Below are 21,101 nucleotides of genomic sequence, written 5' to 3'. Positions count from 1 at the left end.
GCGTTAAGCCGGGGGCCGTGACGTTAAGCCGGGTGGGGCGGCGCGAGGGAGGATGGTGGGGTGAGAGTCAGCGTTCGGGCCGGGTTGGCCGGTGTGGTGGCGGCGGGAGTCGCTCTCGGTGTCGCCGAACTGGTCGCGGTCGGCACCGGGGCGGCGTCCGGCCCGCTGGTCGCGGTCGGTGGCGTGGTGGTCGATCATGTGCCGGCGCCGGTCAAGGACTTCGGCATCGCCGTCTTCGGGGTGCACGACAAGACCGCGTTGTTGTCCGGCACCGCGATTCTCTTGGGCCTTTATGCGTACGGGATCGGCGTGGCCGCCCTTCGGCGGTGGGCTTTCGCGGTCGTCGGGATCGGCGTCTTCGGCCTGGTCGGTGCGGTGGCCGCGGTGAGCCGGGACGACGTGGGACTCGCTGGGGCGTTGCCGTCGGTGATCGGGGCGACCGCGGCGATCTTCGTGCTGCGTCACCTGTTGCGGCTGTCCGAGCGGGCCGAACCGAGCACGGCCGGCAGTGTTGTGGCGGGTCACGACGAGGGCGGTTACGCGTACCAAAGAAGGCGTTTTTTGAAGGATCTGGGGATCGTGGCGGCGGTCGCCGCAGGCGCCGGAGCCGGCGGCAGGTGGCTGAGCTCGCGTCGCGCGGTGAGCGTCGCCAGGCAGGAGGTCGCGCTGCCGGCGGCGCAGGGGAGCGCGCCGGTGGTGCCGAGTGGGGTGCAGGCGCAGGGAGCCGTCCCTTATGTCACTGCGAACAGCGATTTCTACCGCATCGACACCGCCCTGGTCACGCCGCAGGTGGATCCCGCGACGTGGCGGCTGCGCATCCATGGGATGGTCCGCAACCCCATCGAGATCACCTGGGAAGAGCTGCTGAAGCGGCCGATGGTGGAGCGGTACGTCACGCTCGCCTGCGTCTCCAACGAGGTGGGCGGCGATCTGATCGGGAACGCGCTCTGGCTCGGCACGCCGATCAAGGCGCTGCTCGACGAGGCCGACCCGCTGCCCGGCGCGGACCAGGTGGTGCAGCGTTCGTCGGACGGCTGGACCTGCGGCGCGCCGACCTCGGTGCTGCGTGACGGTCGTGACGCGCTGCTCGCGGTCGGCATGAACGGCGAGCCGCTGCCGGTGGCGCACGGATTCCCGGTGCGGATGGTCGTTCCCGGACTTTACGGGTACGTCTCGGCGTGCAAGTGGATCACCGAGATCGAGTTGACGAGATTCGCTGACTTCGATGCCTACTGGGTGCCGCGAGGGTGGTCGGCGCAGGCGCCGGTGAAGACGCAGTCGCGGATCGACTCACCGCGCAACGGCGCCACCCGGCCCGCCGGTCCGGTCGTCGTGGCCGGAGTGGCGTGGGCGCAGCACCGCGGCATCGCCAAGGTCGAAGTGCAGGTGGACAGCGGTGCCTGGGAGGAGGCGACGCTCGCTCCGACGGTCTCGGCCGACACCTGGCGGCAGTGGAGTCACACCTGGCAGGCCCCTGCGGGCCGTCATGTCGTGCGCGTCCGGGCGACAGATATCGACGGGGTGACACAGATTGCGAACGAGGCGCCTCCGGCGCCGGACGGCGCGACTGGATGGCACCAGGTCGAGGTTGGTGTCGAGTAAGTCGAAGCCGCACTTTCGGTCCGACTCGAAAACGCAAGTCGCTCATACGGTGGCTTGCATGTCCACCAATGCGGTTGGAGAACCGCTGAACCAGTCGACACGGTCCTCCGCTGAGGACCGTGTCGCCAGCCGTGTGGTGTTGCCACGCGCCGGTCGGCGTCAGGCTGCCGGAGCCTGCCGTTGCACGGGAACCGCCGTTTTGTGGGGCCGGCCGAGGCGTGCCTCAAGCCGTAGCAGGTCTACCCGTCCGTGACGATCCACGAGGTCTTCCCAGCCGACCGCGAGCAGCCGCAGCCGCTCCGATTCGCTGAAGCCTCCCCATACTCCGTACGGCTCGCGAACTTCCAGGGCATGTGCGGCACACTCCGCCCGAACCGGGCACGCGCCACACATGGTCTTGGCCTTGGCCTCGCGACGATTGCGGGACGACCCGCGCTCGCCATCGGGGTGGAAGAACTGCGTGCTGTCCCGGCCACGGCAGAGGCCGAGCCGTTGCCAGTCCCACAGGTCTGCGATGGGCCCGGGCAGTCTGCGAACGTTCGACATCAACACCCTCCTCCCGCGCGGCGCCGCGGAGCGTTCGTCATGAGGGCCTGTGCCCAGGCCTCCCGCGGGTGTACCCCGGCGGCCGCCGGCTCACACGCAACATGTCGATGTCTTCGTGAGCGGTATGGCAAAGGGGTGGCAAGTCATACCTATCTTTCCCATTTTTTCCATCTAAAGCGCGTAATGCTGCGGCCCTCGCGTGATCTCCTCTGAGAGAGAAGGAGGATCACTGTGCGTACCGTCCTCGTGTGCGTCCGAACCCCGCTGGCGGCCCAAACCGTCGCGTCCACCGCGGCCCGGCTCGGCATGACCGGTGTCGTCCGGACCGCGGTCAGCGAGACCGAGGCCATGATCCGACTGGCGGAACGGCCGGCCGAAGTGGTCCTTGCTGACACCGCCGTGACCCGGCCCGACAGCGTCGGGTTCACCCGGCGCGTGCTCGCACGCGCCCCACAGGCTCAAGTAGTGCTCTTCGGAGCGGAAGACCCGCGGGTAGCGGCGGCAGCCGTCGCCGCAGGCGCCCGGGGCGTCATCCGCGGCGTCGAACACGACCTGGTCAGCGTCGTCGCCAAGGCGCTGCTCCTGCTGCTGTTGCCGGTACGCCCGCAGGGCATGCCGATCAACGGCGCGAACGCTCAGCCGGCCACCGTGGCCGGAGGGGCTCGTAACAACAACTCCCCGGCGGTCCGTGGTGCGTACCACAACGGTCCCGGCGGTCTGGGTGTCGCCAACGCGGCTGCCGTCCCGGCCATGCTCGGCCCGAACGCCCCGATGGTTCCCGCGCAGCGAGGCGACGCGCCCATCGATCCGGCGACCGGCCGTCCGATGGCGGCGTGGCCCGGCAACGAGATGGGCGAAGCCGCACCGACCGGCCGGCGGCTGACGCTGACCGAGCGGGAGCTGCAAGTCCTGCGAGGAATGGCGGACGGTAAGAGCAACGCCGAGATCGGCCGTGAGCTCTTCGTCTCCGAGGACACCGTGAAGACCCACGCCCGGCGGTTGTTCCGCAAGCTGGGTGCCCGCGACCGCGCTCACGCGGTGGCGGCGGGTTTCCGGGCGGGTCTGGTCGCTTAGTTATACGTGGGGTTTCACCACGGTGCCCCACGACCGCAAAACGCCGCCGGTGAGGAGGCGAGTGATTTTTCGACGCCCGCGGGGTTTGCGGGTGTCGGAAAATCGCCCGACTCCTCACCGGTTAAAAGGCGTTTTGCCGCGGAGCGCAGCGGAGCCAGCTAGCTCTGCTCTTCTTCTGAGCCCTCGGTGAGGGTGTCGTGCACGCCGTCGGCGTAGCCGCGTGCGTACTCCCACGTCACGTAGTGGTCCGGGTCCGGGTCGTAGGCGGGCTCGTGCACCCTCGGCCGCCCGCTGTCGAGCAGGTGGCGCAGGTTGCCGCGCAACAGATCCCAGTCGAAGTAGTGCGGCTCGTGACAATCCTCGCACTCGATGACCAACCCGCGGATGCCCGTCGGACTCAGCAGCGCCTGGTAGATCTCCAGGTCGGAGAGGTCCTCCAGGACGTCCTGCCGCTCTTCCTCGGTCAGCGGTTCGGCCTCGGCGTCCTCGTTGAGGTCGTCGAGCCCGGCGGCCGGGTCGGCGGGATCGCCGTTGAAGGGGTCGATCGGCTCTTCTTGCACCCCCATACCGTACTCACCCCGAGCCGAGGTGTGCTGGCCCGCACGTTCTGTCCGCCGCCCGGGTGCCCCGGCTGGGATGGGTAGGATGATTGGACTCCGCCTCTTCTCTAGGGATGATTTGTGGAAACTGACAGCGCCCGCACCGTTCCGCTCGGTCTGACCTTCGACGACGTGCTGCTTCAGCCCGGTGAGTCGGATGTCGTTCCCAGCCGGGTCAACACCGTGACGCGGCTGACGCGCAACGTCGAGCTCTCCATCCCGCTGCTCTCGGCCGGCATGGACACCGTCACCGAGGCGCGGATGGCGATCGCCATGGCCCGCCAGGGCGGCATCGGAGTGCTGCACCGCAACCTCTCGGTGGAGGACCAGGCGGCCCAGGTCGACCTGGTGAAGCGCTCCGAGTCCGGCATGATCACCAACCCGATCACGTGCAGCCCGGACGACACTCTCAACCAGGTGGACGCCCTCTGCGGGCGTTACCGCATCTCCGGCGCCCCGGTGGTCGACGCACAGGGCGTGCTGGTCGGCATCGTCACCAACCGTGACATGCGCTTCGTCAGCGACCACAGCGCCAAGGTGCGCGACGTGATGACGAAAGCGCCGCTGATCACCGCTCCGGTCGGTGTCACCAAGGACCAGGCGCTGGAGCTGCTCAGCAAGCACAAGGTGGAGAAGCTTCCCCTCGTCGACGAGGGTGGCCGCCTGCGCGGGCTGATCACGGTGAAGGACTTCACCAAGAGCGAGCAGTACCCGAACTCGGCGAAGGACGCGCAGGGCCGGCTCCGGGTCGCCGCCGCGGTGGGTGTCGGCGACGACTCCTACAAGCGGGCGCGTGCCCTGGTCGACGCGGGCGTCGACGTGGTCATCGTCGACACGGCGCACGGGCACCAGCGGGCCGTCCTCGAGATGGTGGCCCGGCTGAAGAAAGACGTCCCGATCGACATCATCGGCGGCAACGTCGCGACCTACGCCGGCGCCAAGGCGCTGGTCGAGGCGGGCGCTGACGCGGTGAAAGTCGGTGTCGGCCCCGGCGCGATCTGCACCACCCGGATCGTCGCGGGTGTCGGCGTACCGCAGATCACCGCGATCATGGAGGCCTCCCGGGCGTGCGCGCCCGCCGGTGTGCCGGTGATCGGTGACGGCGGCATCCAGTACAGCGGCGACATCGCCAAGGCGATCGTGGCCGGCGCGAGCACGGTCATGCTGGGCAGCCTGCTGGCGGGCTCCGAGGAGAGCCCCGGCGAGCTGATCTTCATGAACGGCAAGCAGTACAAGTCGTACCGCGGCATGGGCTCCCTCGGTGCCATGCAGTCGCGCGGTCAGGCCAAGTCGTACTCGAAGGACCGCTATTTCCAGCAGGATGTGAACGAGGACAAGCTGGTCCCGGAAGGCGTCGAGGGTCAGGTGCCCTATCGTGGTCCTCTGTCCAGGGTGGCGCACCAGCTGATCGGCGGGCTGCGCGCGGCCATGGGTTACGTGGGCGCGGAGACCATCCCCGACCTTCAGGAGCGGGGACAGCTCATCCGGATCACTGCGGCCGGGCTCAAGGAGAGCCACCCGCACGACATCCAGATGACGGTCGAGGCTCCCAACTATCACTCCCGCTAAATAGAACAGGCGCCCCAACATGCGTGACGTCGTGGAGATCGGTCTCGGAAAGACCGCTCAGCGCGGGTACCACCTGGATGACATCGCGATCGTTCCGAGTCGCCGCACCCGCGACGTGGACGACGTGTCGACCGAGTGGAAACTCGACGCGTACCCCTTCAAGATCCCCTGCGTCGCGCATCCGTCGGACGCCACTCAGAGCCCGGACTCGGTGATCGCCCTGGGCCGCCTCGGCGGCCTGGGCGTGCTCAACGCCGAGGGCCTCTGGACCCGGTACGAAGACCCCACCAAGATCCTCGAAGAGCTGGCCTCGCTCGACGAGGACGCGGACGCCACCAAGCGCCTGCAGGAGGTGTACGCGGAGCCGATCAAGCCGGACCTGATCGCCGAGCGTGTCCGGCAGATCCGTGCTTCCGGTGTCACCACCGCGGTCCGGGTCTCGCCGCAGCACACCCTGGCCCTCGCGCCGGTTGTGCTCGACGCCGGCGTCGACCTGCTGGTCATCCAGGGCACGCTCGTCTCCGCGGAGCACGTGTCCACGACGGACGAGCCGCTGAACCTCAAGGAGTTCATCGCCGACCTCGACCTGCCGGTCATCGTCGGTGGCTGTACCGATTACAAGACGGCACTGCACCTGATGCGTACCGGCGCGGCCGGCGTCATCGTCGGTGTCGGCGCCGACGAGTGGGCCACCACGGACACCGTGCTCGGCATCCGGGTGCCGATGGCCACCGCGATCGCTGACGCGGCCGCGGCCCGCCGTGACTACCTCGACGAGACCGGTGGGCGATACGTTCACCTGATCGCCGACGGTGGCATCGCCACCTCCGGCGACATCGCCAAGGCGATCGGCTGCGGCGCCGACGCGGTCATGCTCGGTGAGCCGCTGTCGCTCGCCGAGGGCGCCCCGGCCGGCGGTGCCTGGTGGCACTCGGCGGCCAGCCACCCGGCGCTGCCCCGCGGCGGTTTCTGCGTGGCCGGCGAGCCGGACGGCACCCTCGAAGAGGTGCTGTACGGCCCGGCGAACCGCCCGGACGGCCAGCTGAACCTCTTCGGTGGCCTGCGCCGGGCGATGGCCAAGTGCGGTTACCGCGACGTCAAGGAGTTCCAGAAGGTCTCCCTCGTCCTGGACAAGTGAGCCTTTACGGGACCGGGGGTTTCTCGGTCCCGTAAAGCCAGTCCTGGAAGAACTTCGTCAGGTCCTTTTTGGATGCCGCCTCGGCCGCCTTGATGAATTCGTCGGTGGTGACGTTGCCGTCGCGGTGGTCGGCGGTCCAGGACCTGACCAGCTTGAAGAACGCCTCGTCGCCGATGGTCTCGCGCAGGGCGTGCACGGTCATCCCGCCGCGCTGATAGACGGCGGAGCCGAAGATCCGGGCCGGTTTCGGGTCGCCGGGGATCTCCGCCCAGTTGAACGTGTTGTACGAGGTCGTGAACAGCTCGTCGGCTGTCGCGTCGCCGGAGTGCTCGGACCACAGCCATTCGGCGTACGTCGCGAAGCCCTCGTTGAGCCAGATGTCCTGCCAGCGGTCGAGCGCGACGCTGTCGCCGAACCACTGGTGGGCCAGCTCGTGCGCGACGACACCCAGGTTCTCGCCGTTGGTGAAGAACGTCTGGCCGTACACCGGGCGGGACTGCGTCTCCAGCGCGTACTGGATCTTGTCCTCGTCGACCACCACGCCGCCGTTCGAGGTGAACGGGTACGGCCCGAACTGGGTAGCCAGGTAATCGGTGATCTCGCCGGTGCGGGCCAGTGACTTGGCTGACGGGCCGTTCGCCGGCAGCGACTCGGGGATGGCGATCACCATCGGCAGGCCGTTGTGCTTGCTCGTGGTGATCCGGTACTGACCGATCACGACGGTCGCGAGGTAACTCGCCATCGGGGAGCTCTCCGACCAGTTCCAGGTGGTCCAGCCGTCCTTCGACGGCCGCTCACCGGGTACGCCGTTGCTGAGCACCTCGACACCGTCCGGAACCGTCATCGCCAGCTTCAGCGTGGCCTTGTCGGAGGGATGGTCGTTGACCGGGAACCAGGTGCTGGCCGACTCGGGCTGGCCGAGCGCGAGGGCGCCGTCCGGGGTACGGATCCACCCGCCGTTGCCGAGCGCCTTGTTCTCCAGCAGCGACGGGGTGCCCTCGTACCGGACCAGGGCGGTGAACGTCCGGCCGGAGACGATGCCGCTGCCCGGCGTGATCACCAGCTCGTTGCCCTCGGCCTTGCTGGTCGCGGCGGTCCCGTCGACGGCGACCTCGGTGGCTTTCAGGTGTGCCAGGTCCAGGTTGAACCGGGAGAGGTCCTGGGTGGCGGTCGCCGTGATGGTCGCCGTCCCGGCCAGCTTGCCGGTTTTCGGGTCGTACCTCAGGGCCAGGTCGTAACCGGCCACGTCGTACCCGCCGTTGCCGTACTTCGGGAAGTACGGGTCGCCGGCGCCGTCCGCGCCCGGCTGGAAGTCCACGCTGGGCGACGGGCTCGGTTCCGGAGTGTCCGGATCCGAGCCCGTCGTGCAGCCGGCCATCAATGCCAGGACGGCCAGTGCGCCGATACCCCGTCGTCTCATGCAGACGAGGTTACGTTCTACAGCTTGTTGACCAGCTTGGGATGCTCCTTCAGGTACGCCGCCGCCTTGTTCTTGACGAGCGCCTTGAGGAAGCCTGTGCCCTCGGACTTGAGCTGCTCACCGACGTATTTGCCGCCGCTGGAGACGCCGGCGCCGGGCAGGTCGACCAGGGTGATCTTCTCGGGCGTGAGGTCCTTGAGCGCGTACGCGTACTCGAAAGGCGTACGCCCGCCCACGTAGACCAGCGAGTCGCCGAGCGCCTTGATGACGTCGCCGAGCTTGGCCGGGTCCTGTGCGCCCTCGGCGAGCGCCTTCGTCATGATCGCGCTGACCATCTGGCGCTGGTGCCGCTGCCGGTCGTAGTCGCCGTTGGGCAGCCCGTACCGCTGGCGGGCGTAGTCGGTCGCCTGCCAGCCGACCAGGTGCCGCTCACCGACCTGGTAGATCATCTGCGGTCCGGTGTGGTCACCGCCGCCGGGCGCGATCGGCCGGTTCGTGCCGTCCGGCTTGTGGTGCCGCGACTTCACCTTCTGGTCGATGTTCATGTCGATGCCACCGAGCGCGTCGACGAGCTTCGACAAGCCGGCGAAGTTGAGGATCGCGCCCGCCTGGAACGTCTTGATCCCGGTGTATTCGCTGAGCGACTTGGTCAGTAGCTCGTACCCTTGCTCGGTGCTCTTTTTGGTCTTTTCGCCGGGAATCCGGGAGCCGCGGCTCATCGCCTCGGTGAGTTTGTAACGGCCGCCGGAGAAGCCCGCCTTCTTGTAGGCGGGCATGTCGACCCGGAGGTCGCGGGGGAGCGAGTAGAGGTAGGCGTTCTCGAGTCCGGAGTCCACGTGCAGCAGCATCACCGTGTCGGCGTGTGGTTCCCAGCCGGGAATGCTGGTCCGGGTGTCGACGCCGATGAGAACCAGGTCGAGCGGGCCCTTGATGTCGGCGCCGGGCGACTCGGCCGGTGCCGCCGAGGCCGACGGGGCGGTCGCCGCCCACGACGCGCCCGCGGAGCTGGCCGGCGCGGCGGCCGTGTTGTTCGAGCTCCGATTCATCGCGATGGCGACGCCCACGCCGGCGAGCAGCGCCACGACCGCGCCGGCGATCACCGCCCAAGTGATCTTGCTGTTCCGCATAGCGGAACAGTAAAGGACATTGTTGTAGTGCTCAATGCCTATACATATCTCGTTCAATGAACCTGGTATTGCCTTTTTGGAGATCGCAAGTACGCTGGCCCGGCGATTCGCCGACCCCCCGGCGGTCGCAACGGGGGAGGTCTCCAAGCATGAATTCTTCCAGCCGGCGCGTTCTTGCCGGCATCGTCACCGCGAGCCTGGCGACCGGTCTCGGCGTGGCCGGTGTTGCCGGCCCGGCCCAGGCCTGGGATTCCAAGCCGATCCGGCTCGTGGTGGGACTCAAGTCCTCGGTGGACGCCGAGGCTCCGCTTTCCGCCCTCTCCGGCTGGGGATTCAAGGGCGCGGTGGAGAAGAGCGGTGCGCTGAGCTCCGCTCTCGCCGAGGTACGGGCGAAGGCGCTGGAGGTGCCGGCCGACAAGTCGTCGTCGGTGATCGCGGCGCTGAAGGCCGACCCGAAGGTCTCGTACGTCGAGGTCGACCCGACCGCCAAGTCGTTCGCCGTGACGCCGAACGACCCGGTCTACGCGGGCGGTCACCAGCCCGAGCTCGCCCAGCTCAACGTGCCCGCGGCGTGGAACACCACGAAGGGTGGCGCGATCAAGGTCGCGGTCGTCGACACCGGCGTCTCGTCGGTCGGTGACCTGTCCGGCAAGGTTCTACGTGGGTACGACTTCGTCAACGGCGACAACAACGCCTCCGACGACGGCGACTTCCCGCACGGCACCGTGGTGGCGTCGCTGATCGCTGCCAAGACCAACAACAACGCCGGCCTGGCCGGCGTGTGCGAGCAGTGCCAGATCCTCCCGGTGAAGGTGCTGGACTGGGACGGTTCGGGCAGTTACGCCGCCGTCGCGGCGGGTGTCGTCTACGCGGCCAAGCAGGGCGCGAAGATCATCAACCTCTCGCTCGGTGGTGCGGACACCTCGACCACCCTCCAGGACGCGATCGCGTACGCGAACGGCCGTGGAGCACTCGTCGTGGCGGCAGCCGGCAACGAGGGCACCAGCCAGCGGATGTACCCGGCGGCGTACGCCGACGTGCTCGCTGTCGGTGGCACCAACACCCGGACCGGTGGCAAGGAGCGCGTCGACTTCTCGAGCTACGGCGCGAGCTGGGTCGACGTCGCGGCGCCCGCCATCACCGCGGGCATGCGCAACAACGGCGCGTACTGCTGGGACGGCAACACGGCCGCCTGCTGGGACTGGTACTACAACGAGTACGAGGTCCAGGGCACGTCGTTCTCCGCCCCGCTGGTCGCCGGTGTGGCCGCGCTGGTGCAGTCGAAGAACCCGTCGTGGAGCGGATGGAGCGTGCAGCGGGCGATCCGCAACACGGCCCGTCCGATCGGTGGCTGGGTCGAGAGGGGCCTGGTCGACGCGTCGGCGGCGGTCGCTTACAAGACTGTCGACACCGCGAAGCCGACCGGTGGGATCGGGATCGCGAAGAACACGCTGGTGCGTGGCTCTCGCGCGATCAGCGCGACCGGCGTGAAGGAGCCGGGCAACTCCGGCATCCGCAACGTCGACCTGTACGTGAACGGCAAGTGGCACAGCTGGGATTACGTCGCCCCGTTCGCGCCGAAGCTGAACACCGCGGGCAAGAACGGCCCGCTCAAGATTCAGCTGCGGATCACCGACAAGGCCGGCAACATCGGCTGGACGCCGGCCACCTGGGTGGTCGCGGACAACACGCCGCCCAAGGTCACGATCACCAAGGCCCCGAAGAACAAGGCCAAGGTGTCGGGCACGGTGACCGTCAAGGTCAAGGCGAGTGACAAGTACAAGGTCGCCAAGGTCCAGTTGCTGGTCAACGGCAAGGTCGTGGCGACCGACACGAAGGCCGGCTACAGCCTGTCCTTCAAGGTGTCGAAGCAGAAGAAGACGATGAAGGTCGTTGTTCGCGCGTACGACAAGGCGGGCAACGTGAAGAAGCTGGCGACGCGTACCTACTACCGTCGCTGACCGTTGGTGCGTCACGGCCCCGTACAGGGGGCCGTGACGCACCGCCGGTAAACTCGCCGGGTGAGTACACCGCGTCCCGTTCTCGTCGTCGACTTCGGCGCCCAGTACGCCCAGTTGATCGCCCGCCGGGTCCGTGAGGCCCGTGTCTACTCCGAGATCGTCCCGCACTCGATGCCGGTGGCCGAGATGCTGGCGAAAAACCCGGCCGCGATCATCCTGTCCGGCGGCCCCTCCAGCGTTTACGAGCCGGGCGCGCCCTCGCTCGACGCCGGGCTGTTCGACAGCGACGTCCCGGTCTTCGGCATCTGTTACGGATTCCAGGCGATGGCCCAGGCCCTCGGCGGCACGGTGGCACACACCGGCTCCCGGGAGTACGGCCGGACGCTTCTCGCCGCACAGGGCGGCACTCTCCTTCGCGATCTCCCCGCTGACCTGCCGGTCTGGATGAGCCACGGCGACAGCGTCGCGGTCGCCCCGCAGGGCTTCGCGGTCACCGCCTCGACCCCGGGCGCACCGGTCGCCGCCTTCGAGAACCTGACCACCAAGCGCGCCGGTGTGCAGTTCCACCCCGAGGTGGCGCACACCGAGCAGGGCCAGGAAATGCTCAAGCGCTTCCTGTACGACATCGCCGGCCTCGAACCGACCTGGACGTCCGGCAACATCATCGAGGACCAGGTCGCCCTGATCCGCGAGAAGGTGGGCGACAAGCAGGTTCTCTGCGCGCTCTCCGGTGGCGTCGACTCGGCGGTCGCCGCGGCCCTGGTCCACAAGGCGATCGGTGACCAGCTCACCTGTGTCTTCGTCGACCACGGCCTGCTGCGGTCGGGCGAGCGTGAGCAGGTGGAGAAGGACTACGTCGCCGCCACCGGCATCCGGCTCATCACCGTCGACGCCGAGGAGCAGTTCCTCGGGCACCTGGCCGGCGTCACCGACCCGGAGCAGAAGCGCAAGATCATCGGCCGTGAGTTCATCCGGACGTTCGAGGCCGCGGCCCGCGAGCTGGATGCCGAGCGGCACATCGAGTTCCTGGTGCAGGGCACCCTCTACCCGGACGTGGTGGAGTCCGGCGGCGGCACCGGCACGGCGAACATCAAGTCCCACCACAACGTCGGCGGCCTGCCCGACGACCTCCAGTTCGCGCTGATCGAGCCGCTGCGGACGCTGTTCAAGGACGAGGTGCGCGCGCTCGGCGCCGAGCTCGGCCTGCCCGAGGCGATGGTGCAGCGGCACCCGTTCCCGGGTCCGGGTCTCGCGATCCGGATCATCGGCGCGGTGGACCGTGACCGGCTGGACATCCTGCGGTCGGCCGACCTGATCGCCCGCGAGGAGCTGACCGAGGCCGGCCTGGACCGCGATGTCTGGCAGTTCCCGGTGGTGCTCCTCGCCGACGTGCGCAGCGTCGGCGTCCAGGGCGACGGCCGCACCTACGGTCACCCGGTGGTGCTCCGCCCGGTCTCCAGCGAGGACGCCATGACCGCCGACTGGTCGCGCCTTCCGTACGACGTGATCGCCAAGATTTCCAACCGGATCACGAACGAGGTCCGCGAGGTGAACAGGGTTGTTCTGGACGTCACGAGCAAGCCGCCGGGCACTATCGAGTGGGAGTGACGCTCCGTAGTGGATCAATAGCTCAGGGCGGGTAAAATCGCCCTGAGCTGCGATTACGCACCGCTATCCCACTGTCAGGAACCCGACAGAAGTTCTTGAGAGGTAACATATTCCGGGCAGAATTGCCGCCCGTGACCCCCGCACTGGAACCGCTCCGCAGGATCGCCGCCTACGCCGTCGCTCGCGACGACGAGGGCCGCGTCCTCCTGGTCCGGGCTTCGTCCAAATCCGGCACCCCCGGAGTCTGGTCGTTGCCCGGCGGCGCCGTTGATCACGGCGAAGACCCCAATCACACCGTTGTTCGCGAGACGGCGGCGGAGACCGGGCTCTCGGTCGCCGTCACCGGGTTGCACGACGTCCTCGCCGACATGCGCTCCATGCCGCACCGAGGCGTCACCATCCACACCGACCGCCTGATCTATTCGGTGTCGGTGCGTGGTGGCAACCTGATCGACCGGGTCGGCCACCCCACCGACCTGGCGCGCTGGCACACGCTGGAAGAGGCCGGGCGGCTCAAGCTCCGGCCGTTCGCCGCCGATGCGCTCGGGCTACCGGCCGCCTCCGCGGACCTGCGTCCCGACGTGCCGCCGACGTTCCCGTCGTTCTACGCGTACGAAGGGCCGGACGGGCTGCACCGGGCGCAGCGCTTCGCCGCGTACGCGATCGCGACCGATCCGTACGAGAACCTGCTTCTCACTCGGATCTCGCCCGGATATCCGGGTGCCGGCTGCTGGCACCTGCCCGGCGGCGGCACCGATTACGGCGAGCAGCCGGGCGCCGCGCTCATCCGTGAGCTGGTCGAGGAGACCGGTCAGGAGGGCCGGCTCATCGAGCTGCTCGGCGTGGCCAGCCACCGCGACGCCGCCTCGCTCGGCCCGGAGGGTTACCCGATCGACTGGCACGGTGTCCGCGCCTTCTACCGGGTCGTCGTCGACCACCCCACCGAGGTCACCATCCACGACGTGGGTGGCTCGACCGACGAGGCCAGGTGGATGCCGCTCAAGGAGGTGGCCGAGCTCGCCGCCGAGCAGCTCACCGAGGTCACCGCGGACGCGCTCCGGGCCGCACGGCTGATCTAGTCCTCTAGTGTTCGTCCGGTGAAGATCAGGAGAAGGGCGGCGGCGTACGGCGTCTGCCGCGACACCGGCGGCCGGGTGCTGCTGACCCGTGGCTCGGACGCCTCCGCGTTCCCGGGCCTCTGGTCGCTGCCCGGCGGTGGCATTGATCACGGTGAGCACCCGGACGACACCGTCGTCCGGGAGTTCGCCGAGGAGAGCGGCCTTGCGGTACGGATCGCCGGGGTGCGTTCCGCCACCGCCGACCTGGCCCGGCTGCCCGACGACTCGATCGAGCACACCGACCGGATCATCTACGACGTCGAGGTGATCGGCGGGGAGTTGCGGCCCGAGGCGGACGGCACCAGTGACCTGGCGGCGTGGGTGGCCCCGGATGATGTGCCGTTGCTGCCGTTTACGGCGGATGTCCTCGGCGTCCCTTTCGAGGCTTATGTCGTTGATCTGCCGGTTATGTCCCGCGAGAGGCCGCCGGGCCCGGTGCAGCGTTTCGGCGCCTACGCCCTGGCGAGTGACCCGGACGGGCGGATCCTGCTGACCCGGATCTCCGACGGGTACCCGGGCGGGGGACTGTGGCACCTGCCCGGCGGCGGCACCGACCTCGGTGAGACCCCCGAGCAGGGCCTGGCCCGCGAGCTGTTCGAGGAGACGTCGCAACGTGGGCGTGTCGTCGGTCTCCTGGGCACCTCGCATCGATACGACCCGTCCGCGCTCGGACCCGAGGGCGTACCGATCGACTGGCATGTGATCAGAGTGTTGTACGAGGTCAGAGTGGACGAACCCACCGCCGCCGCGGTCACCGAGGGTGCCGGCGGCTCGACCTCCGAGGCCGCCTGGTTCACCCCGGATCAGGTCGCCGGACTGTCTCTCACCGAACTGTCACGGGATGCGCTGGCCCGGAAGGGCTAAAATCAAGGGCACGGAAGGTTGAGGGAGTGTCCTCCGGCAGTCGCGGGGGATGAAACCGTCGGCTGTCGGCGTTGTACTCCAGGATCAGTCGCCACTCGCCAAGGCCGTTCCGCTGTGCGATGGTGTAACCCGCAATTTCGCCGGTCACCGGTGGAACACCTGAACTCCATGGAGGAAGAGCGTGCCGAGTACCCCTTGGCGCCGGCGCCGATCGACGGATAGTCCCCGTCCGGCCGGGCGTCGCTGGACTGGCCGGCTGCGCCGGGGCGGGTCTCTCGCGCGGCAAGCCCTGATGGTTCGGGTGGGCCGCCGCTCCGCCGACACCGGTCGCGCCGCGACCGCGACCCGCGCCGAGGTGCTCTACACCCCGGCCGAGCCGGTGCGGACCCTCGTTGTTCCGGTGCCCGTCACGGTCACCGCCCCCGAGCCGGAGCCTGACTCGATCTCGCTGCTTCCCGGAGAGCACACGCTCTCCCGCAAGGCGAGCTTCGCGCTCGTCAACGCCTGCACCCTGTCCAGCCTGGGCCTCGGCCTCCTGGCGATCTTCCTGGCCATGGACGGCGACGTCCGGATCGCGGCTGCCTGCCTCGTCGCCTGCGTCGTGTTCGACGGCCTGGACGGCGCTCTCGCCCGCAAGCTGGGTGTCTCCAGCCCGTTTGGCGCCCAGATGGACTCGCTGGCCGACATGTGCTCGTTTGGCCTGGCCGCGCCCGTCGTGGTCTACGCCTCGCTGGCCGACTCGGTTCCGCCGGTCGCCGCCGGCATCGCCAGCGCGTTCGTGGCCGGTTGCGCCGCGATCCGCCTGGCCCGCTTCAACGTCTCGCCGAAAGACGGCCGCTTCTTCAGCGGCGTCCCGACCACGATGGCCGCCGCAGTGCTGGCGCTCACCGTGCTGATCGGGCTCGACGAGCTGCCCGGCATGGCCCTGGTCGGCGGTGTGACGCTGCTCGCCTTCGCGATGGTGTCGAGCTTCCCTTACGCGAAACTCGCCCGGATCGTGAAGCTGCCGCCGTGGCTCCTGCTGCTGCCGGTCGTCGGCGCGCTGATCGAGCCGCGGATGGCGTTCGTGCTGATCGTGGCGACGTACCTGGCCAGCGGCCCGGTCCTGTGGATGCGCGCCAAGCGGGTCTGATCTTCTCCGCATAGAAAAAACCGCCTCCCCTGACTCAGGGGAGGCGGTTTTTTCTTGGGCTTACTTCCAGCGGGCGATCACGGTCGAGCCGCCGACCACGCGCTCGTTGACGCTGACCAGCGACTCCGCCTTGTCGGCCGGCAGGTAGATGTCGGTCCGCGAGCCGAACCGGATCAGGCCGTACCGCTCGCCCTTGGCCAGCAGCGTGCCGACCGGTGCGCGCTGCACGATGCGGCGGGCGATCAGACCGGTCCGCTGCGCCACCACGACCGTGCCGTTCTCGGTGTCGAGAACCGTGTACGCGGCCACGTTGTGCTCGGCTGCGGCGGTCATCGCGTTCGCGTACCCGCCCTCCTCGACGAAGTAGTCGGCCACCCGGCCGGCCACCGGCGCGCGGTTCACGTGCACGTCGAGAACGGACAGGAAGACCGCGATGCGCAGGAACTCGCCGGGCCCGAACCGCTCGTCGTGCATCCGCTCCACCGACAGCACCTTGCCGTCGGCGGACGCGACCACGGCGGACGCGTCGGTCGGCACGTCACGCTCCGGGTCCCGGAAGAACGCGGCGACCGGCGCTGCGGCGATCGCCGGCAGCAGCCAGAGCTTTGATTTCGGCCGGGCGCGACGGGCGAGGACGGCCAGGCCGAGCGCGATGCCGGCGGCGGCCACGCCGTTGGAGTCGATGTGCATCGTCCGGGTGACCGGCACGCTCGACGTGCGGTAAGCGGGCGCGAGGGTCGCCGCGGCCGACACGTCGGCCGGCGAGAAGCGGAACTTGTGCACGCGCAGCGGCGGCTGGTTGCGCACCACCAGGTCGGAGCCGACACCGAAGAGAGCGCCCTGGCGGAAGAGCTCCGCGGCGGCGCCTCCGGTACGGCCCGGCGCGGCCGGCGTGGCGACCGACAGCACGCCGCCGTCGGCCAGATATTTGCCGAGCCGGTCGATCAGGGTGCGGGTCTCCTCGGCGGTGCCGACGAGCGGCTCCGTGACGATGACGACGTCCGCGGGCTGCGCCTCGTCCAGCGATTCAACGATCCTCACCCGCTCGGCGACCCAGCTGCCCAGGCCGGTGATGTGACCGCGCAGCAGGTCGGCGCTGCTGTGCTCACCGGGGACGAGGGTCAGGGTGTCGCCGGGCAGAAGAGCCTCGACGGCGGCGGCCACCACGGTCGAGGCGTGGTCGGCGCCGATCAGCAGGGCGGACGCGGCCGCGTTCTGCCGGGCGAACTCGGCGGTCAGGGCACGGGCGGCCCGGGCACCCACGCCGGTTACGGGCGTGGTGGACACGGCGGGATACGGGGTCATCCAGCGAGCATATTGCCCCGCCCGCCGGTTGTTTCCCGGTGGGCGGGGCGTTGGCGTGCCGATCAGTCCTGCCGGGGCCGGGCCGGGGCGTCTTCCGGGTTTTCCTGAGCGAACTTGACGGCGGGGTCGTCCAACAGCTCCTGCACGATCGAGGCGTGCATCTCCGGGGGCAGATCGCCCGGGGTGCTGATGCTGGCCTCGGCGGCGACCGGGACCAGGACGGGCTCCTCGCGGCGGTTGGAGCGGATCGCGCCGAGCAGTCCGATCAACCCGAAAAAGATCAGGGCGCCGGCCACGATCCAGCCGACGGCGGGCAGGTGGACCGTGATCACCCGGGAGATCGCCCACCAGAAGGCGATGCCCAGGAAGATCAGGCCGAAGGTCAGGGAAACGCCATCCATGCGGTGCGGCTTCATCGGGCCACCTCCAGGTTGCCGGTGTCCAGACGCAGGTCGAGCTGGAGCTTGCCGCCGCCGGGTCCCTCGTTGCCGAGGTCGGTCACGGTCTGGTGCCCCGAGTCGGAGCTGGAACTCTCGGTGCCGAACAGCACGGTACGGATTCCGCCGCCCGAGACGTCGACTGTGGTGTCGACCTTCGGGGGGAGCAGCACCCGCAGCTGCCCGAACGTCATGTTCACCCCGGTGATCTGGTCGGCGCCGGTGAAGTCGACGTCGCGCAGATCGAGGGTGACGTTGCCGAACGTGAAGTCGTACTGATCGGCGAGCTCGGTCAGGTTCGCCGGCCGGTAGACGCTGTCGCGGAACTCGCCGCCCCAGCGCTCGGTGCCGGTGGAGACGAACAGTCCCAGGCTGGCGATCAGGGCGAGCGCGATGAGGCCGCGAGCACGGCCGAACCAGGCGCCGGCGATCAGGCCGAGGGCGATGGTGGCCAGGGCCGCCGCGAAGTACGCCGAGACCGCCACGCTCAGGCCGGCCATGTCGAGCACGGCGAGCAGGCCCATCACCACGACGACCGCGAAGAAGGTCAGGCGGCCGAGAACCGAGCGCTCTTTCGGCGGCTTCGGCGGCTTCGGGGGCTTGGGCGGGATCGGCGGCGTGGGCGGAACGGTCGCTGTCGCGTACGGGCCGTGCGGCGCGAACGGAGGACGGTATCCCTCGGCCGGCGGGGCCGGCGGGCTGAACAGCGGCGGCTCGTAACGCGGCGGGATCTCCGCCTCGGGGGCCTTCGCCACCGGCGTCTCCGGAGCAGCCGGCGGCGGCGTGAAGGCGAGCGTCGGATCCTCCGTGGGTGCCGGAGCCGGCGGCGGGGGCGGCGGGGGTGCCTGCCCCGGACTGCTGACCCCGCCACGCTTGATCAGCAGGAACGCGCCGAGGATCACGGCGGCCGCGAGCATGCTGGCCCGAGCGCCGGAATCCACGATGAACGCGAAGGTCAGCAGCGCGGCGCTGCCGAGCAGCACCACGGAGAGCGGCGCCATCCCGGAGTGGCCCTTGCCGAGCAGCGACTCGACCGGCGAGGCGGTGTCGCCCTCGGACGGGATGACGAGCCAGCCGATCAGATAGAGCAGCACGCCGGTGCCGCCGAGGATGCCGAGCACACCGAGCAGCACCCGCCACAGCATCGGGTCGGTGTTGGTGGCCCGGGCGAGTGCGCCGCAGACACCGGCGACGTATCGCCCGTTACGCGGCCGCACCAGCTGCTGGCGGGCGAAGGCGGCGCCGGCGTTGGCGAGCCACGGGGGGACGTTCGCACCATAGGGCGGAGGTTCGGTGGGCGTGGGAGAGGAAGGTGCCGTGGCGCCCTGTGGACCGGCGCCCGGCGTGGAAGGTCCGCGGGACTCGGCAGCTTCGTCGTTCATGCTTCGATCGTGCTCGACTCGTCACCCCAGTCGCTTCCGGAACCGACCCTGAGGCCACCCTGAGATCCGGGCGCCCGTTTTCCCAGGGTGGTAACCCGTGGCTCACGGCGGCAGGACGTGTGACGATCGAAGGGCAGGAAGGGAGAAGTGCGATCACCACCACCGCCGTACCTCAGCTGCGCCGGTTGTACCGGCCGCGTGACCACCGCATCGTCGCGGGTGTCGCCGCCGGACTGGCGCGCCATCTCGGCCTGCCGGTGCTGGCGGTCCGGATCGCCCTCGTGGTCCTTCTGGGCTTCAACGCTCTAGGCCTTCTTCTGTACGCCGCGTACTGGGCAGTCCTCCCGCAGGAGGCCCGCGGCGACGAGGAACCGGCCCCTCGTGATCTCTCCTCGCTGGCGCCCTTCGCCGCGATCGGCCTCGGCGTGGTGCTGCTGCAGGCCCTGGTCTTCGACGACCAGGTGGCCACCACAGCCGGCTGGATGATCGCGGTGATCGCGGTCGGCGCCGGCGTGATCTGGCACCAGTCGGACCCGAGCCGCCGCGGGGGCGACGCCGATTACAACATCGCCTCGACACCGTGGCTCGCCGCAATCGTGTCCGAGAATGATCGGCGCTCCTTCATCTTCCGCTTCATCGGCGGCGGCATCCTCGTCGCGGTCGGCCTGATCGGTGTGGTCGCGGTCTACGCTCCGGACAACTCGATCGCCGCGGTCTTCAACGGTGTGATCTTCGCGTTCGTCGGCCTGGCCGGCGTCGGCGTGGTCGTCGCGCCGCTGCTCTGGCGGACGTTCGGGCAGCTGCGCGCGGAGCGTGAGGGCCGGATCCGGGAGCAGGAGCGCGCCGAGCTGGCCGCGATGATCCACGACCAGGTGCTGCACACGCTCGCGCTGATCCAGCGCAACTCCACCGACATCAAAGAAGTCCAGCGGCTCGCCCGCGGCCAGGAGCGCAGCCTACGTAACTGGCTGTACAAACCGACCGCCTCGCCGACCGAGCGGTTCGCGGCGGCCCTGGAGCAGGCCGCGGCCGAGGTTGAGGACACCTACGCGATCACGGTGGAGACCGTGGTGGTCGGCGACACCCAGTGCGACGAACGGGTCGCGGCGCTCGTCGCGGCCGCTCGGGAGGCGCTCGTCAACGCGGCGCGTCATGCTGGTGTGCAGACCGTCTCCCTCTACGCCGAGGTGGAGGAGGACGAGCTGAGTGTCTTCGTCCGGGATCGCGGCGCCGGCTTCGAGCTGGACGGCGTGGCGGAGACACGGCACGGCGTCCGGGGGTCGATCATCGGGCGAATGCAACGCCACGGCGGGCGCGCCGAGATCCGCAGCGCGCCCGGCGACGGTACCGAGGTGCGGCTCATGCTCTCCGTTTCCAGAGAGAGCGTGACCGCTGGTAAGGAGCAGGCACGATGACCGAGCCCGTGGAGCCCACCGAGCTTGCCGGCGAGACAAGCAGGCTGACCGTCTTCCTCGTCGACGACCATGCGATGTTCCGTGCCGGGGTGCGCGCCGAGCTCGGCGCGCACGTCGACGTGGTGGGTGAGGCGAGCACGGTGGCCGAGGCGATCAGCCGGATCCAGACGATCCGCCCCGATGTGGTCCTGCTCGACGTGCACATGCCGGACGGCGGTGGCCGCGCGGTGCTGGAGACGATTCGGCGTACCCATCCTCAGGTCCGCTTCCTGGCGCTGTCGGTCTCCGACGCGGCCGAGGACGTGATCGGCCTGATCCGGGCCGGCGCGCGTGGTTACGTGACGAAGACCATCTCGCCGGACGAGCTGGCCGCTGCGGTCCGCCGGGTCGCTGACGGTGACGCGGTGTTCAGCCCGAGGCTGGCCGGTTTCGTGCTGGACGCGTTCGCCTCCCGGCCCGACGTGCCGGTCGCCGACCCCGAGCTGGACCAGCTGACCAACCGCGAGCGCGAGGTTCTGCGACTGCTCGCACGGGGTTACGCATACAAGGAGATCGCTAAAGAGTTGTTCATCTCCATCAAGACCGTGGAGACGCACGTCTCCAACGTGCTTCGGAAGCTTCAGATGAGCAACCGCTACGAGCTGTCACGATGGGCCGCCGACCGGCGCCTGGTCTGACCTCCGCCTCCCGTCGCCGAACTTCAACCGTTTCGCCGCTCTGGGTATCCGAGCGGACACGTGCGGACGTACGCGCAGCTCAGGCCGGTCGAATCCGGCGAAAGAACGATCTTTGGGTCTGCGTACG

The 21,101-nt window shown here is 69.3% G+C and carries 18 protein-coding genes; 11 read left to right on the top strand and 7 right to left on the bottom strand.

Annotation, left to right across the window (positions count from 1 at the left end; all coding sequences use genetic code 11):
• Positions 1 to 60 precede the first annotated feature (60 nt).
• Positions 61 to 1,602, top strand: coding sequence for a molybdopterin-dependent oxidoreductase (locus B0I29_RS09090; RefSeq protein ID WP_111648436.1), 1,542 nt, complete (start codon positions 61 to 63; stop codon positions 1,600 to 1,602).
• Between the two features lie 159 nt (positions 1,603 to 1,761).
• On the opposite strand, the gene B0I29_RS09085 is transcribed toward B0I29_RS09090, so the two are convergent.
• Positions 1,762 to 2,148: a WhiB family transcriptional regulator gene (locus B0I29_RS09085; protein ID WP_111648686.1), complete on the bottom strand. Its 387-nt coding sequence runs from the start codon at positions 2,146 to 2,148 to the stop codon at positions 1,762 to 1,764.
• Between the two features lie 231 nt (positions 2,149 to 2,379).
• On the opposite strand from B0I29_RS09085, the gene B0I29_RS09080 reads away from it, so the two are divergent.
• A complete protein-coding gene (locus B0I29_RS09080) occupies positions 2,380 to 3,222 on the top strand; it encodes a response regulator transcription factor (protein WP_111648435.1) in 843 nt (280 codons plus the stop codon).
• Between the two features lie 158 nt (positions 3,223 to 3,380).
• Here B0I29_RS09080 and B0I29_RS09075 read toward each other — a convergent pair whose 3' ends face one another.
• Complete coding sequence (locus B0I29_RS09075; protein WP_111648685.1) at positions 3,381 to 3,782, bottom strand: DUF5319 domain-containing protein; 402 nt, start codon at positions 3,780 to 3,782, stop codon at positions 3,381 to 3,383.
• Between the two features lie 120 nt (positions 3,783 to 3,902).
• Between B0I29_RS09075 and guaB the strand changes: the two genes are divergently transcribed.
• On the top strand, positions 3,903 to 5,390 hold the full coding sequence (guaB, locus tag B0I29_RS09070; protein WP_111648434.1) for an IMP dehydrogenase: 1,488 nt from the start codon (positions 3,903 to 3,905) through the stop codon (positions 5,388 to 5,390).
• A 19-nt stretch (positions 5,391 to 5,409) separates the two neighbouring features.
• Positions 5,410 to 6,528, top strand: coding sequence for a GuaB3 family IMP dehydrogenase-related protein (locus B0I29_RS09065; RefSeq protein ID WP_111648433.1), 1,119 nt, complete (start codon positions 5,410 to 5,412; stop codon positions 6,526 to 6,528).
• A gap of 4 nt (positions 6,529 to 6,532) precedes the next feature.
• Here B0I29_RS09065 and B0I29_RS09060 read toward each other — a convergent pair whose 3' ends face one another.
• Complete coding sequence (locus B0I29_RS09060) at positions 6,533 to 7,948, bottom strand: M1 family metallopeptidase (protein WP_111648432.1); 1,416 nt, start codon at positions 7,946 to 7,948, stop codon at positions 6,533 to 6,535.
• A gap of 17 nt (positions 7,949 to 7,965) precedes the next feature.
• A complete protein-coding gene (locus B0I29_RS09055; protein ID WP_111648431.1) occupies positions 7,966 to 9,075 on the bottom strand; it encodes an LCP family protein in 1,110 nt (369 codons plus the stop codon).
• Between the two features lie 149 nt (positions 9,076 to 9,224).
• On the opposite strand from B0I29_RS09055, the gene B0I29_RS09050 reads away from it, so the two are divergent.
• The 5 genes from B0I29_RS09050 (at position 9,225) to B0I29_RS09030 (ending at position 15,758) form a co-directional block, all read left to right on the top strand.
• Positions 9,225 to 11,036: a S8 family serine peptidase gene (locus B0I29_RS09050; protein ID WP_111648430.1), complete on the top strand. Its 1,812-nt coding sequence runs from the start codon at positions 9,225 to 9,227 to the stop codon at positions 11,034 to 11,036.
• 60 nt (positions 11,037 to 11,096) lie between these two features.
• On the top strand, positions 11,097 to 12,644 hold the full coding sequence (gene guaA / locus B0I29_RS09045; RefSeq protein ID WP_111648429.1) for a glutamine-hydrolyzing GMP synthase: 1,548 nt from the start codon (positions 11,097 to 11,099) through the stop codon (positions 12,642 to 12,644).
• A 131-nt stretch (positions 12,645 to 12,775) separates the two neighbouring features.
• Positions 12,776 to 13,723: an NUDIX hydrolase gene (locus B0I29_RS09040; RefSeq protein WP_111648428.1), complete on the top strand. Its 948-nt coding sequence runs from the start codon at positions 12,776 to 12,778 to the stop codon at positions 13,721 to 13,723.
• 18 nt (positions 13,724 to 13,741) lie between these two features.
• Positions 13,742 to 14,626 carry an NUDIX hydrolase gene (locus tag B0I29_RS09035; RefSeq protein ID WP_111648427.1) on the top strand — a complete coding sequence of 295 codons (885 nt, stop codon included), beginning with the start codon at positions 13,742 to 13,744 and terminating at the stop codon, positions 14,624 to 14,626.
• A gap of 256 nt (positions 14,627 to 14,882) precedes the next feature.
• Positions 14,883 to 15,758 carry a CDP-alcohol phosphatidyltransferase family protein gene (locus tag B0I29_RS09030; protein WP_111648684.1) on the top strand — a complete coding sequence of 292 codons (876 nt, stop codon included), beginning with the start codon at positions 14,883 to 14,885 and terminating at the stop codon, positions 15,756 to 15,758.
• Positions 15,759 to 15,818: 60 nt separating this feature from the next.
• Here B0I29_RS09030 and B0I29_RS09025 read toward each other — a convergent pair whose 3' ends face one another.
• The 3 genes from B0I29_RS09025 to B0I29_RS09015 form a co-directional block, all read right to left on the bottom strand.
• The gene (locus tag B0I29_RS09025; protein ID WP_111648426.1) at positions 15,819 to 17,063 is read right to left on the bottom strand and encodes a phosphatidylserine decarboxylase; all 1,245 of its coding nucleotides are present in this window, start codon (positions 17,061 to 17,063) and stop codon (positions 15,819 to 15,821) included.
• 62 nt (positions 17,064 to 17,125) lie between these two features.
• Entirely contained in the window at positions 17,126 to 17,479 is a 354-nt protein-coding gene (locus B0I29_RS09020) for a tetraspanin family protein (protein WP_111648425.1), read from the bottom strand.
• Positions 17,476 to 18,882, bottom strand: coding sequence for a PspC domain-containing protein (locus tag B0I29_RS09015; protein ID WP_111648424.1), 1,407 nt, complete (start codon positions 18,880 to 18,882; stop codon positions 17,476 to 17,478). Before B0I29_RS09015 ends, B0I29_RS09020 begins: the two co-directional genes overlap by 4 nt.
• Before the next feature lie 176 nt (positions 18,883 to 19,058).
• Here B0I29_RS09015 and B0I29_RS09010 point away from each other — a divergent pair, with 176 nt between their 5' ends.
• A complete protein-coding gene (locus B0I29_RS09010) occupies positions 19,059 to 20,297 on the top strand; it encodes a PspC domain-containing protein (protein WP_111648683.1) in 1,239 nt (412 codons plus the stop codon).
• Entirely contained in the window at positions 20,294 to 20,974 is a 681-nt protein-coding gene (locus B0I29_RS09005; RefSeq protein ID WP_111648423.1) for a response regulator, read from the top strand. Before B0I29_RS09010 ends, B0I29_RS09005 begins: the two co-directional genes overlap by 4 nt.
• The last annotated feature ends 127 nt before the right edge of the window (positions 20,975 to 21,101 follow it).

Origin of the sequence: Actinoplanes lutulentus (assembly GCF_003259845.1) — a bacterium.
In the GTDB taxonomy this organism is placed as follows: Bacteria; Actinomycetota; Actinomycetes; order Mycobacteriales; family Micromonosporaceae; genus Actinoplanes; species Actinoplanes lutulentus.
This window is presented reverse-complemented; position numbering and strand designations above follow the sequence as displayed.